The 12,949-nt window shown below is 73.2% G+C and carries 11 protein-coding genes; 5 read left to right on the forward strand and 6 right to left on the reverse strand.

The window, feature by feature from the left end; all coding sequences use genetic code 11:
• The first annotated feature begins 105 nt into the window (after window positions 1–105).
• Window positions 106–780: an ABC transporter ATP-binding protein gene (locus EDD29_RS13195; RefSeq protein ID WP_123664682.1), complete on the forward strand. Its 675-nt coding sequence runs from the start codon at window positions 106–108 to the stop codon at window positions 778–780.
• The gene (locus EDD29_RS13200; RefSeq protein ID WP_148085947.1) at window positions 777–3,035 is read left to right on the forward strand and encodes an ABC transporter permease; all 2,259 of its coding nucleotides are present in this window, start codon (window positions 777–779) and stop codon (window positions 3,033–3,035) included. The genes EDD29_RS13195 and EDD29_RS13200 overlap by 4 nt, the downstream gene beginning before the upstream one ends.
• A 96-nt stretch (window positions 3,036–3,131) precedes the next feature.
• On the opposite strand, the gene EDD29_RS13205 is transcribed toward EDD29_RS13200, so the two are convergent.
• Window positions 3,132–3,992 carry an LLM class F420-dependent oxidoreductase gene (locus EDD29_RS13205; RefSeq protein WP_123664684.1) on the reverse strand — a complete coding sequence of 287 codons (861 nt, stop codon included), beginning with the start codon at window positions 3,990–3,992 and terminating at the stop codon, window positions 3,132–3,134.
• A gap of 221 nt (window positions 3,993–4,213) precedes the next feature.
• On the opposite strand from EDD29_RS13205, the gene EDD29_RS13210 reads away from it, so the two are divergent.
• Window positions 4,214–6,058 carry a peptidoglycan D,D-transpeptidase FtsI family protein gene (locus EDD29_RS13210; protein WP_123664685.1) on the forward strand — a complete coding sequence of 615 codons (1,845 nt, stop codon included), beginning with the start codon at window positions 4,214–4,216 and terminating at the stop codon, window positions 6,056–6,058.
• Between the two features lie 16 nt (window positions 6,059–6,074).
• On the opposite strand, the gene EDD29_RS13215 is transcribed toward EDD29_RS13210, so the two are convergent.
• Complete coding sequence (locus tag EDD29_RS13215; RefSeq protein WP_123664686.1) at window positions 6,075–7,064, reverse strand: NAD-dependent epimerase/dehydratase family protein; 990 nt, start codon at window positions 7,062–7,064, stop codon at window positions 6,075–6,077.
• 134 nt (window positions 7,065–7,198) lie between these two features.
• Window positions 7,199–8,182 (reverse strand): alpha/beta hydrolase, encoded by a 984-nt coding sequence (locus EDD29_RS13220; protein ID WP_123664687.1) that lies wholly within the window; start codon window positions 8,180–8,182, stop codon window positions 7,199–7,201.
• Window positions 8,183–8,624: 442 nt separating this feature from the next.
• On the opposite strand from EDD29_RS13220, the gene EDD29_RS13225 reads away from it, so the two are divergent.
• Window positions 8,625–9,689 (forward strand): agmatine deiminase family protein, encoded by a 1,065-nt coding sequence (locus EDD29_RS13225; protein ID WP_123664688.1) that lies wholly within the window; start codon window positions 8,625–8,627, stop codon window positions 9,687–9,689.
• Window positions 9,680–10,627, forward strand: a complete 948-nt coding sequence (locus tag EDD29_RS13230; RefSeq protein ID WP_123664689.1) for a nitrilase-related carbon-nitrogen hydrolase — start codon at window positions 9,680–9,682, stop codon at window positions 10,625–10,627. The genes EDD29_RS13225 and EDD29_RS13230 overlap by 10 nt, the downstream gene beginning before the upstream one ends.
• 141 nt (window positions 10,628–10,768) lie before the next feature.
• On the opposite strand, the gene EDD29_RS45420 is transcribed toward EDD29_RS13230, so the two are convergent.
• The 3 genes from EDD29_RS45420 to EDD29_RS13245 all read right to left on the reverse strand — a co-directional run bounded on the left by EDD29_RS45420 (window position 10,769) and on the right by EDD29_RS13245 (window position 12,947).
• On the reverse strand, window positions 10,769–11,521 hold the full coding sequence (locus tag EDD29_RS45420; protein ID WP_170201387.1) for a sporulation protein: 753 nt from the start codon (window positions 11,519–11,521) through the stop codon (window positions 10,769–10,771).
• Window positions 11,522–11,676: 155 nt separating this feature from the next.
• Window positions 11,677–12,276 (reverse strand): CbiQ family ECF transporter T component, encoded by a 600-nt coding sequence (locus EDD29_RS13240; RefSeq protein WP_123664691.1) that lies wholly within the window; start codon window positions 12,274–12,276, stop codon window positions 11,677–11,679.
• On the reverse strand, window positions 12,273–12,947 hold the full coding sequence (locus EDD29_RS13245; RefSeq protein ID WP_123664692.1) for an energy-coupling factor ABC transporter ATP-binding protein: 675 nt from the start codon (window positions 12,945–12,947) through the stop codon (window positions 12,273–12,275). Before EDD29_RS13245 ends, EDD29_RS13240 begins: the two co-directional genes overlap by 4 nt.
• Between the last annotated feature and the right edge of the window lie 2 nt (window positions 12,948–12,949).

Genomic DNA, 12,949 nt, shown 5'->3' on the forward strand with positions numbered 1-12,949 from the left:
ATCCTTCTCAGAGTGGACGCCCGTACATCGCGCGGATGACGGTCCCGCGGAGGTACATCCGCCGCCCGATGCGCGGCGCGCCGCCGCGGATCTACCTTCTGCGGCATGGAACAGATGGTGCAGCTCACCGATGTGCGCAAGGAGTACGGCGAGGAGGTCGCCCTCGACGGCGTCACGCTCGGCATCGCCACGGGCGAGGCGGTCGCGGTCATGGGCCCGTCGGGATCGGGCAAGTCGACCCTCCTCAACATGATCGCCGGACTGGACCGGCCGACGTCCGGCGAGATCGTCATCCACGGCGAGAACATCGGCGCCCTGTCGGAGACCGCACTCGCCAAGTACCGCCGCCGCAGGATCGGCATGGTCTTCCAGTTCTTCAACCTGCTCGACGACCTGCCGGTGCTGGAGAACGTGACGCTGACCGCCGAACTCATCGGCACCCCGCGCAAGGAGGCCCGCAAGCGCGCGCTGGAACTGCTGGACGAGCTCGGCGTCGCCGACCGGCGCGGCGCCTACCCGGTGACCCTGTCGGGCGGTGAGCGGCAGCGCGTCGGCGTCGCGCGGGCGCTGATGAACCGGCCCGCGCTGCTGCTCGCCGACGAGCCGACGGGCGCCCTCGACTCCCGGTCCGGCGAGCAGGTGATGGACCTGCTCCTGGACCTCAACCAGATCGGCCAGACCCTCCTCATCGTCACCCACGACGAACGCCTCGCCACCCGCGTCGCCGACCGGATCGTCCACTTCGCCGACGGTGACGTCGCGCCGGAGCCGGTCCGATGAGGGCGGTGTGGCGGGCCGCCCTGCACGCGGTGCGCCGCCGCAGGCTCCAGACGACGCTCACCGGCGTGGTCCTCGCGTTGTCCACCGCGATGGTCGTGCTCGCGCTCGGCCTGCTGGTGACCGTCGACGGCCCCTACGACCGGGCCTTCGCCCAGGTCGACGGCGCCCACCTGACCGTCTCCTACGCCGCGTCGGACGCGCGGGACGACGTCGCCGCGACGAGCCGGGCAGCGGGCGTCACCGGCGCGGTCGGCCCCTTCCGGACCGACGTCGCGGAGATCCCCGTGCCGGCGGACGAGGGCGTGCCGGGCGCCCCGATCTCCCTCCCGCCGGGGCAGTACCTGCTCGCCGAGCGGACCCCCTCCGACGCCGATCCCGTCGACCGGCTGACGCTCCGGGAAGGCCGCTGGGCGGGACGTCCGGGAGAGATCGTGCTCTCCGCGCACATGGTCCCCGACGACTTCCCGGTCGACGTCGTCGGGACCCGGGTGGCCTTCGCCGACGGCCGGACCTTCACCGCGGTCGGGGTCGCGAGGTCGATCACCGGGTCCGCCGACGGCTGGATCGCGCCGGGACAGCTCCCCGCGGACGGCGACCTCCAGATGCTCTACCGGCTCGCCGACCCCGGTTCGGCGGCCTCGTCCGTCACCGGGGGCCTCGTCGTCACGGGCCGCCAGAGCTACCTCGTGCCCCGCCAGGAGGCGACCGACGGGGCCAAGACCGTGATCCCGTTCCTCGCCACGTTCGGGATCGCCGGCCTGCTCGTCGCGGTGATCATCATCGGGAACGTGGTGGGCGGGGCCGTCGTCTCGGGCCTCCGGCACATCGGCATCCTCAAGGCCATCGGGTTCAGCCCGGCGCAGGTCACCGCCGTCTACCTGGTGATGACCGCGATCCCCGCGGTTCTCGGCGCGGCCGTCGGCATCGCCGTCGGGAACGCCCTCGCGCGGCTGCTCGCCGAGGCGATGGGCGCCGGTTTCGACCTGCCCACTCCGGGCGGAGTCTCCCCGGCGGTGGACGCCGCGGCGTTCGCCGGAGTGCTCGCGGTCGCCGCGGTCACCGCGCTCGTGCCCGCCGTCCGGGCCGGGCGGATCCCCGCGGCCCTCGCGGTCGGCGCCGGACCTCGCGCGGGACGCGGCAGGGCGCCGCGCGTCCAGCTCCTGCTGGCGCGGACCCGGCTGCCGCGCCCGGTCAGCCTGGGCCTCGGCCTGCCGTTCGCCCGCCCCGGCAGGTCGTCCCTGACGGTCGCCGCGGTCCTGCTCGGCGTCGCGGCGGTGGTGTTCTCTTACGGCCTCCAGCAGACCGTCGTCGCCTACTACGGCGACGAGAGCCGCGAGAGCGTCTACCAGGTCGGCACGTCCGCCGACCTGGCCGTGCTGGAGGGCAGGCCGGGCACCGCGCGGATCGCGTCGGCGCAGCTCGCGGAGGTGCGCGTCCCCGGCGTCTCACGGCAGGTGACGCTCAAGGCCTACGAAGGCCCGGCCGCCGACAGGCACGGGCACCGGCTCACCGAGGGCCGCTGGCTGCGCGCCCCCGGCGAGGCGGTGGTGAGCGGCCCGCTCCTGCGCAAGGCGGGCCTGCGCATCGGCGACGTCATCACCCCGGCGTCCGATACCGGAAGCCTCGCCCTCACCGTCGTCGGAGCCTCCATCCAAGACGACGACCACGCCCTCATCACCGACGCCGCCTCGCTGCGCGCGCTCGTCCCCGACGCCCCGTTCGACGCCCGGGAGATCGCCCTCACCGCGGGAACCTCGGCCGACGACTACGTCGCCTCCCTGATCGCCGACGGCCATCAGGCGTACGCGGTCTCCGAGGACGGCGACGTGGGCCGGACCGTCGTCATCGCCCTGATGGGCGTGCTCAGTTTCGGCATCGCCGCCGTCGCCGGACTGGGCGTCTTCAACACGGTGGTCCTCAACACCCTGGACCGCGCCCGCGACTTCGGCGTCCTCAAATCCCTGGGCGCGACCCCACGCCAGATCACCCTCATCGTGGTGTCCTCCATGGCCCTGCTGGGCCTGGCCGGCGGCCTCCTCGGCCTCCCCCTGGGCCTGTCCGCCTACGGTCACGTCCTCCCGAGGATCGCCGAATCCGGAGGCGTCGACCTCCCCTACGGCATCACCGAGATCTTCCCTCCTGCCTCCTTCGTCCTCTTCGCCCTGGCGGGCGCCGCCATAGCCGTCGGCGGCGCCCTCATCCCGGCGACCTGGGCCGCCCGCACCACGACCGCCACCGCCCTCCGCGCCGAATAGCCCCACCGTCCAGGCCCGCCGCTCGCACGACGCGAGCGGCGGGCCTGACGCGCTCAGGCGCGGACCCGCGACCGCGGGCCGGCTCGGCGAGCGGGGTCAGATGAGGGCCGCGGCCAGGCGGCGCCATGCGTCGCGGGGGAAGGCCGACGGTTCGGCGGTGAGGACCTGGAGCGCGACGTGGTCCGCGCCCGCCGCGCGGTGGTCGGCCACCCGGGCGGCGATCGCGGACTCGTCGCCCCACGCGAGGAGGGCGTTGAAGAGGCGGTCGCTGACGGAGTCGACGTCCTCCTGGGTGAAGCCGAGGCGGAGCAGATTGTTGGCGTAGTTCGGCAGGGACAGGTAGCCCTGGAGCCAGGGGGTGCCGATCGCGCGGGCCTCGTCGGCGGAGGCGGTCAGGATGACGGTCTGCTCGGGCAGGACCAGGGGACCCTCGCCGAGGGCCTCACGGGCGATCGCGGTGTGCTCGGGCGTCACCAGGTACGGGTGGACGCCGTGCGCGCGCCTGCCGGCGAGCTCCAGCATCTTCGGCCCGAGGGCGGCGAGGACGCGGGAGCGGGTCGGGACGGGCGCGGCGGCCTCGTCGAGCCCGTCGAGGAACGCGGCCATCGCGGCGAGGGGACGGCGGTAGCGGCCCTCTTCGGAACGGTCCACGAGCGGCGCGTGGCTGACCCCGATGCCCATGAGGAACCGGTCGCCGTGGGCCGCGGTGAGCGAGGCGTGGGCCGCGGCGGCCACCGCGGGCTCGTGCATCCAGAGGTTGAGGATGCCCGTGGCGACCACGGTGTTCCGGGTCGCCGACAGGAGGTTGCCGATGGCGTCGAAGACGGGTCCGCCGACGTCGGGGATCCACAGCGCGCGGTACCCGAGCTCCTCGAGTTCCGCCGCCGCCTCGGCGGCCTCCGCCGCGTCCCCGTACCGCAGCTGCTGGCTCCACACGCCCACACCGGAGAGCTCCATGCCGTCCCTTTCGTTCGGTTCGCGCGGGGCCGGACCGCCCCGCCGCCTGGGAAGATCGACTATCGCGCGTACTCTATGCCCCGGCTTCCCGGCCCCGGCGCGGTCTCGCCGGCCGGTCCGAGCGCGCCGTGAGGACAGGCGTGACACGCGGTGCGGGCAATCCGGAGATATCGCTGGATGGTGGTTTAGGTTCACCTGCATGAGCGCCCACCTCTCGCCCCATGCGGCCCCCGCCGCGTAAAGGCGGCGGGAGGTCGGTCCCGCCCGGCCGCCGCGGCCCGTCGCCCGGCGGACCCCGCGCACGCCGCCCTCCGCCGCTGCCGCTCGCGCACCCGGCGAAGAGGCTCAACGCGGGCCTGCTGATCGCCGCGTTCCTCCTCTCCCTGTGCGCCGGACGCCTCGTGCGCATCCAGGGCATCGACGCCGCGGAGTACACCGAACTGGCGCGCGCCCAGCGCGAGTACCGGATCGACCTCGTCGCCGAGCGCGGGACCATCACGGACGTCAACGGCGCCCGATTGGCGATGAGCCAGGACGCGTTCGGTGTCTTCGCCGACCCCACCCTGATCGAGGAGGCCGACCGGGAGAAGGTCGCCGCCCAGCTCGCCGGGACCCTCGGCATGAAGCCCGCGGAGATCCTGGCCGGCCTCGGCAGACCGGACACCAGGTACGTCGAGCTCGCCCACCGGGTCCGGCCCGAGCGGGCGAAGCTGATCACCGCCCTGGGGCACCGCGGCATCGGCACCTTCCCCGAGCCGCGCCGGGTCTACCCCGCCGACTCGGTCGCCGCCCAGCTCGTCGGCTTCGTCAAGGCCGACGGCGAAGGCGGCGCGGGCCTGGAGTTCCAGTACAACGAGCTGCTCAAAGGCACCGACGGCTGGCAGAACCTCGAACTCGACGGGGACGGCCGGCGGATCCCGCTGGGCGACGGGCATTCCCGGCAGCCCGTCGCGGGCAGGGGCCTCCGGCTCACCATCGACCAGGACATCCAGTGGAAGGCCGAGGAGCTGATCGCCCAGGCGGTCGAGGAGCACGACGCGGCGTGGGGCACCGCGCTCGTGCTGACCCCCGACCAGCGGATCCTCGCGATGGCGTCCACCCCGTCCTTCGACCCGAACGCCTACCAGGAGGCGCCCGAGTCCGCGACCCGGAACCTCGCCGTCCAGGAGCCGTTCGAGCCCGGCTCCACCGGCAAGATCGTCACCGCGGCGGCGCTGCTGGAGGAGGGCCTGGTCACCCCCGAGCAGGCGTTCACCGTGCCGTACTCGGTCCGGCGCGCGGGCCGGGAGTTCCATGACGCGAAGTTCCACGAGACCCAGCGGCTGACCTTCGCGGGGATCCTCGCCACGTCGAGCAACGTCGGCACGATCCTGGCGGGGGAGCCCCTGGCGAAGGAGGATCTGCACCGCTATCTGCGCGCGTTCGGGTTCGCCGAGCCGACCGGGGTGAACCTCCCCGGCGAGACTCCGGGCCTGCTCGCGCGGCCGGCCGACTGGAGCGGCGCCGACCGGTACCCGATCTCCTACGGGCAGGCGGTCTCGGTCAGCTCGCTCCAGATGGCGAGCGTCTACGCGACGATCGCCAACGGCGGCGTCCGGACCACCCCTTCGGTGGTCGCCGGAACCTACGACGAGCGGGGCCGGTTCGTGCCCGCCGCCGCGCCCTCCAGCCGCCGGGTGGTCTCGCCGGACACCGCCCGGCGGCTTTCGGTGATGATGGAGGCGGTCGTCAACCGGGGCACCGCGCGCGGCGCGCGGCTCGACGGGTACCGGGTGGCGGGCAAGACCGGAACCGCGAACCGCTACGACCCCGCGAAGCAGAACGCGCACGGCACGACCGGCGGATACGACGGTTACACCGGCATGTTCGCCGGATTCGCCCCCGCCGACGCGCCGAAGGCCGTCGTGCAGATCGTCCTCCAGGACCCCAGAAAGGGCTACTACGGCGGTGAGGTCGCCGCCCCGGTCTTCCGCGCCCTCCTCGACTTCTCCCTCCGCACCCTCAAGGTCCCGCCCACCGGCACCACCGCCCCCGACGTACCCCTGACGGCGGATGAACAACGGTGAGAGCGGTGCCGCGGGGTCAGCGGGGGAGCAGGGCGAGGAGTTCGCGTTCCCGGGACGGGGTGAGGCCGGCTTTCCGGGGCCGGTCGAGGCCCTTTGCGCGTTCCCAGGCGAGGGTGCCGGCGATCAGGTCGGCGCGGGGGCGGTGGCGGAGTCCCGCGCCGAGTGCGGCGGCGCCGGTGCGGGAGGTGAAGCCCGCGAAGGCGGGGTCGGCGAGCCACAGCGGCAGGGACTCCGGGCCCGCCCACTCGGCGACGCCCTGGGCGAGCAGCCAGTCCGGGTCGGCGGGGACGACCGGGCCGGTGTGCCCGGCGGCCGCGCGGGACAGGGCGGTCCACTCGGCGAAGGGGATGACGGGGCCTACGGCGTCGTAGGCGCCCGTGGTGCCGTGTTCCGCGGCGTCGAGCAGCCAGTCGGCGAGGTCCCGGACGTCGATGACCTGGGTGGGCGCGTCCGGCACGTCGGGGACGAGGAGCGGGCCGTGCGGATCGCGGGCCGCGCGGGCGGCCCAGTAGCCGGTGCGTCCCGTGTGGTCGCCGGGGCCGCCGATGAGGCCCGCGCGCGCGACGAGGAGCCGGTCGCCGACGGCCTCTTGCGACGCCTCCTCGCAGGCGGCCTTGGCCTCCCCGTAGACCGACCGGTCGGCCTCGCGGAGGCCGGTGGGCGGGAGGATCGCGGCGGACTCGTCGGCGCCGTGGTCGGCGTGCGAGGCGTAGACGCTGCCCGACGACACGTACGCCCAGTGCCCGGCGCGATCCGCGAGCGCGGCGAGCGCGTCCCGCACGAACCCGGGCTGCCACGAGACCTCCACGACCGCGTCCCAGGCCCGGTCGGGCAGCCCCCGGTAGGCCGCGGGATCCCTGCGGTCGGCCGCCACGAACTCGGCGCCCGCCGCGGCCCGGCCGCTCTCCCCGCGTGCCAGGCACACCACCCGGTGCCCTCGCGCCACCGCGCGCTCCGCCACTTCCCGCCCCACCCAGGCGGTTCCGCCCAGCACCAGAATCTCCATGCGCCTCACCCAACCACCCGTTCCGCCCCGCTTCCACGGTTCTCTGCCCACGGCAGAGGACCCGTTCCCGTGGCGGGTCCGGAAAACGCAGAGGCCCGGCTGGGGGCCGGGCCTCTGCGGAGGAGGGGACGAGGTCAGCTGTTGGGGATGACCGCGGCGTAGGGGAGGCTGCCGGACGGGGCGAGGAACGTGTTGACGTAGGAGCCGCAGGTGCTCAGGTCGTCGGAGTCCGTGCAGTAGTGGGTGGCGGTGTAGGAGCCGGTCGCGAGGTCCTTGGCCCAGGTGGAGGCCATGCCGCGCAGGCGGGCGGTCTGGGTGGAGTTCGGCGAGCACAGGGCGCCGGCGACGCCGATGACGTCGGTGTTCTCACCCTCGACGTCGATGTGGCAGGAGCCGCCGCTGGGCGAGCCGAGCACGTACTTGGTCCAGACGAGCTGGATGCCGACGAAGTCCGCGCCGAGGTCGGCGAGGGCGCCGAAGGAGTTGTTGAACAGGTTGATGACGCTCGGCCGGGCCGCGACGGCCAGGACCGGGCGGGCGCCGTTCTGGGAGATCGCCTGGAGGTTCGCGGTGAAGCCGTCGCTGGCGACCGGGTCGAACAGGATCGCGCCCTTGAAGTTCGCGTAGCCGTCGGCGTTGAGCTTGGCGCCGACCGCGGAGGCGAAGTGACCGCCCGCGGAGTGCCCGCCGACGATGTACTTCTGCGGAAGGGCCTTGCCGTTCGGCGGGGTCAGGGTGCGGGCCGACAGGGCCGCGCCGAGCGTGTCGGCCAGGGCGGCGTTGCCGCCGGTCATGTCGGCGTTGACGCAGACGACCATCAGGCCCTGCTCGGCGATGGACTTGCTGGTGCCGCGCAGGTTGCCGCAGCCGCGGCTGAAGCCGTGCTCGACGAGCATGAGCGCGGTCGCGGTGCCGTTCGGGAAGTACCAGTCGGTGCTGTAGGAGGTGCCACCGATGGAGATGGACTCGTTCACGCACGTCGAGGTGCTGGAAGAGTAGTTGTTGCAGGTGACCGCGGCGAGCGCGGGCGGCGCCGCGACGAGCGGTGCCACGAGCGCGGCGGCCGCGGCGATGACGGCGGCGAGGACCCTGCGCGGCCGTCGGATGGTGACCTTCACTGTCTCTCCTGTGCTCTGTAAGGCATGGGGGGGTTGAGCCCGGCGGAGGCGCCCGCTGGTGACGGGGTTCCACCGGTGATCCAGGAACGGAAACTCTGTTCCGCACAGTAGAACGACGTATCCCTGCAAGAAATACTGCGGATGCGGTATTTCCCTTGGCCATCTGGCGTGATAGGCGCGCTGGCCTGCGAAAACGCGGAAAAAGTGAGTGAAACTCTCATTTCTCCGGGGTTTGGTGGGCAATATTGCTTAATAATGACGACCGGAACACGAGATTTCGGATGGCCGGGTGGTCATATTTTTTGGGGTGCGGGGATCCGGGAGCCCGGTGCGGCGGGGCGAATGTCCGTTTCCGCGCTAGGGTCTGCGCCAGGCGATCGGTGGCCGGCGCCGCCGTGTCGTCTCCGCCGCGCGGAGGCGCGGAAACGGGAGAGGGAACTGCATGACGGACACGGGAGGCGGGGGCCCGGAACACGCGGTGCCGCCTGCGGGGATGCCCGCGGAGTGGGCGCCGCACGCCCGCACGTGGATGGCGTTCCCCACCGCGAACGCCACGTTCGCGACCGGGCCGGAACTCGCCGCGGCGCGCACCGCCTGGGCGCGGGTGGCGAACACCGTCGCCCGGTACGAGCCCGTCACGGTGCTGGCGCGGCCCGGGGACCCGGTCGGCGCGCTGGACCGGCGGGTCGAGGTCGTCGAGACGCCGCTCGACGACGCCTGGCTGCGCGACACCGGGCCGACGTTCGTGCGCGCGCCCGGCGGCGGACTCCTCGCGGTGGACTGGGCCTTCAATGGGTGGGGCGGCCAGGAGTGGGCCGCCTGGGGGAACGACAGGCTGCTCGCGGAGCGGGTCGCCGGGCTGGCCGGGATCCCCGCCGCCGCGTCGCGGCTGACGCAGGAGGGCGGCGGGTTCCACGTGGACGGCGCCGGGACCGTGCTGCTCACCGAGACCGTCCAGCTCGATCCGGCGCGCAACCCGGGATGGTCGCGGGCCGAGGTGGAGGCCGAGGTGCACGCGCGGCTCGGCACGCGCAAGGCGATCTGGCTGCCGCGCGGGCTCACCGCGGATTACGGCGAGTTCGGGACGCGCGGGCATGTCGACATCGTCGCGGCGTTCACCGCGCCCGGCCGGGTCGTCGTGCACACCCAGCCCGACCCCGGGCATCCCGACCACGAGGTGAGCCGCGAGGTCACCGAGATCCTCCGGGAGGCGACCGACGCGCGCGGGGCGCGGCTCGAGGTCGTCGAACTGCTCGCGCCCACCGTCGCCGAGGTGGACGGGGAGCTCGTGGACTACTCCTATGTCAACCACTACGTGGCCAACGGGGTCGTCGTGCTGTGCGCGTTCGACGACCCGCGTGACGCCCAGGCCGTCGCCGTGCTCAAGCGCGCTCATCCGGGACGCGAGGTCGTCCAGGTGGACGCGCGGGACATCTTCCGGTTCGGCGGCGGCGTCCACTGCATCACCCAGCAGCAGCCGCTCCAGGAGGCGCCCCCATGGAACTGATCACCGCGCGGCCGACCGGCTCCCCGGCCCGGGTCGCGCCCCCGGAGCGGGGCGTCCTGACGGTCGGACTGGTCCAGACGCGTTGGCACGCCGACCCGGCCGAGCACGCCAGGACGCTGCTCGACGGCATCGCCACCGCGGCGTCGGCGGGCGCGGAGGCGGTGTTCCTCCCGGAGCTCACCCTTTCGCGCTACCCGGCCGACACCCGGCCGTCCGGCGACGCCACGGCCTCCGCCGAGGACCTGGAGACCGGCCCGACCCGGTCGTTCGCCGCCAAGGCCGCGGCCGAGCACGGCGTGTTCGTGCACGCGTCCCTCTACGAGCGCAGCCCCGGCGCGGACGGCCTGGGCTACAACACCGCGATCCTCGTCGCCCCCGACGGGTCGCTCGCCGGCCGCCGCCGCAAGACGCACATCCCCAGGACCGCGGGCTACTACGAGGACCACTACTTCCGCCCCGGCCCCGCCGACCCGGACGCGCTCACCCCGGTCGGCCTCGCCGGGAAGGCCGAGGTGGGGATGCCGACCTGCTGGGACGAGTGGTTCCCGGAGGTGGCCCGCGCCAACGCCCTCGCCGGAGCCGACCTCATCGCCTACCCGACCGCGATCGGCTCCGAGCCCGACCACCCCGACTTCGACACCGCGCCCCTGTGGCGGCAGGTCATCGTCGGCAACGGCATCGCCAACGGCACGTTCATGGTCGTTCCCAATCGCTGGGGCACCGAAGGGCTCATCACCTTCTACGGCAGTTCGTTCATCTCCGACCCTTATGGTCGGATCCTCGCCGAGGCCCCCCGCGCCGCCGACACCGTCCTCGTGGCCCCCCTGGACCTGGACCAGCGCCGCGACTGGCTCGCGCTCTTCCCCTTCCGCGAGACCCGCCGCCCCGACCTCTACGGCCGCCTGACCGCCCCCGTCGAGCCCCCGCCGCGCTCCTGATCCGGGAAACGCGGTCTCCCTGTTCCGCGAACTCGGGCAACGTCGTCGCCCCTGTTCCGGAACCCCGCGGAACGACGTTCCGCGGGGTTCCGGAGAAAGGGAAACGCCGTCCCGCCGCAGGAGCGGGACGGCGGAACGCGGTCAGTCCGTGTGGCTGTCGAGCCAGTCCGTGAGGGTGGTCTCCCAGTCCTCGTCGGCGACGTCCTCGTGCGCGATCTGGTAGCCGCCGGACGAGTCACCGCCGCCGATCGCGACGGTGAGGTCGGCCTCGGTGGCGACGAAGGTCAGCTCGACGGAGCTGACGGTGCCGGCGTACTCCGGCGGGGTGAGGAACTCGATCTCCTGGTAGAAGGGGAGTTCCTGGTCGTCGAAGAGTTCCGCGGACTCCACGTCGGCGCCCTTGACGGTGAAGCCCAGCGAGGTGAACGCGTCGAGGACGGCCTGCTGGGACGGCAGCGGACGGACCGAGATCGGGTCGAGATCGCCCTTGTCGAGCGCCCCGGCGATCTCCAGCTCGGTCCGGACGCCCACCGTCATACCCGCGAGGGTGTTCCCGTCGAGTTCGGTGAGGGGCAGCTCCCAGGGGAGCTCGACCTCGAAGGAGAAGACGTACTCCTCCTCGGCGCCGAGCTCGAACGGCTCGGTCAGCTCTACCTGGTGGAACGTGATGGTCCCGTCGTGCTCCTGGTCCTCGCCCTCGTGGTCGACGTACTCGACCTCGCCGCGCGTGACCAGGCTGAGGACGATCCCCTGCACGTCCACCTCGTGGTCGCCCCCGATGATCCGGACCTCGCCCTCCAGCACGCCGCCGGGCGTCACGTCCGTCTCGCGCAGCACGGTCTCGACCGTCGGCCCCCCGACGCCGAGTGCCCGCGCCAGCTTCTTGAAGATCACCGAATCTCCTCCATAAACCAATGAAGCGGGCACCGTACCGAGGTCCGGCCACGCCGGGCCGTCGACGACATGAATCACCGGCAAAACGACAGGGAACCGTGACCTGCGCACCTTCCGCTGTACCGGGCAGAATTCGCAGAAAGTCTTATTGCGGATTAATCCGGCTCGCCACGGGCGGCGAGCGCCTCGGCGAGCTCGTCGGAATGCCGGATAGTGCGAATCAGGAGGGGCGCGACAAAAGCCGTCAGGGAATAGCGGGCATCCCGGGCGGTGGCCGCCTCCCGGACCTCCGCGGCGATCTTGGTGAGCGCGGCGACGGCCTGGAGCGTCAGCCCGACGAGCAGCCCGAGCCGCTCCGGCCTGACACCGAACCGCCGGAACGGGCCGAGTGCCCGCTCGACCGCCGAGACCAGGTCGTCGACCCGCATCGTGACCGTGAACAGATGCGCCGCGGCCAGCGCCGCCACGAGCCGCAGGCACACCACGAGCGCGGCGGCGGGCCCGAGCAGCCAGCCCTGGATCGCGAACACGAAGACCACGAGGAGCACCAGCGACCTGAGCAGCGGCAGGCAGCGGCGCGCGGGGATCCGGGCCACCGCGTACCCGGCGGCCACGGCCGCGCAGATCCCGCCGAGCCACGCGGGGGAGCCCACCGCGAACACCACGGCGGCGAAGACGAACAGGAAGACGAGCTTGCCGCCCGCCGGAGCCCGGTGCACCGGGCTCGTGCCCGGCTCGTACCAGGTCCCGTTCATCCCGCGATCTCGCGGTAGCGCCGCAGCGCTGGTTCCGGGGCGTCGTCGGCGACGACCCGGCCGCCGTCCAGGACGATCACCCGGTCGAAGCCGCCGAGGAGGTCGAGGTCGTGGGTGACCAGGACGACCTGCTGATCCAGGGTGTGCAGCAGCTCCACGAACCTGCGCTTGTTGCGCAGGTCGAGCAGCGTCGTCGGCTCGTCGCACACCAGGACGGCGGGGTCGAGGACGAGCATCGCGCACAGGGCGAGCAGCTGCTTCTGACCGCCGGAGAGCAGATGCGCGGGATGGTCGATGTGCTCGCCGAGCCCGTGCGAAGACAGCACCTCGGCAGCGCGCTCGGCCCGCTCCCGCTTGGACAGGCCGCTGCGCCGCAGGGAGAACGCGACGTCCTCACCCGCCGTCGGCATGACGATCTGGCTGTCGGGATTGGCGAAGACGAACCCGACCCTGCGCCGGACCTTCCGGGCGTCGCGCGCGACGTCGAGGCCGTCGACGCGGACGCGGCCCTCGGCCGGGTCGACCAGCCCGTTGATCGTGCGGGCCAGGGTGGACTTGCCCGACCCGTTGGCCCCGACGAACGCGATCCGCCGCTCCGGCAGCCGCAGATCCACGCCGGACAGGACCACCCGCTCCCCGTAGCGGTGCCCCACGCCCTCGAACTCGATCACCG

Source organism: Actinocorallia herbida, assembly GCF_003751225.1.
Classification (GTDB): domain Bacteria; phylum Actinomycetota; class Actinomycetes; order Streptosporangiales; family Streptosporangiaceae; genus Actinocorallia; species Actinocorallia herbida.

Coding starts and splice junctions, on each gene's coding strand:
- EDD29_RS13195 (WP_123664682.1), top strand. CDS start 106: ATGGAACAGATGGTGCAGCTCACCGATGTGCGCAAGGAGTACGGCGAG.
- EDD29_RS13240 (WP_123664691.1), bottom strand. CDS start 12,276: ATGAACGGGACCTGGTACGAGCCGGGCACGAGCCCGGTGCACCGGGCT.
- EDD29_RS13230 (WP_123664689.1), top strand. CDS start 9,680: ATGGAACTGATCACCGCGCGGCCGACCGGCTCCCCGGCCCGGGTCGCG.
- EDD29_RS13200 (WP_148085947.1), top strand. CDS start 777: ATGAGGGCGGTGTGGCGGGCCGCCCTGCACGCGGTGCGCCGCCGCAGG.
- EDD29_RS13210 (WP_123664685.1), top strand. CDS start 4,214: ATGCGGCCCCCGCCGCGTAAAGGCGGCGGGAGGTCGGTCCCGCCCGGC.
- EDD29_RS13205 (WP_123664684.1), bottom strand. CDS start 3,992: ATGGAGCTCTCCGGTGTGGGCGTGTGGAGCCAGCAGCTGCGGTACGGG.
- EDD29_RS13225 (WP_123664688.1), top strand. CDS start 8,625: ATGACGGACACGGGAGGCGGGGGCCCGGAACACGCGGTGCCGCCTGCG.
- EDD29_RS13215 (WP_123664686.1), bottom strand. CDS start 7,064: ATGGAGATTCTGGTGCTGGGCGGAACCGCCTGGGTGGGGCGGGAAGTG.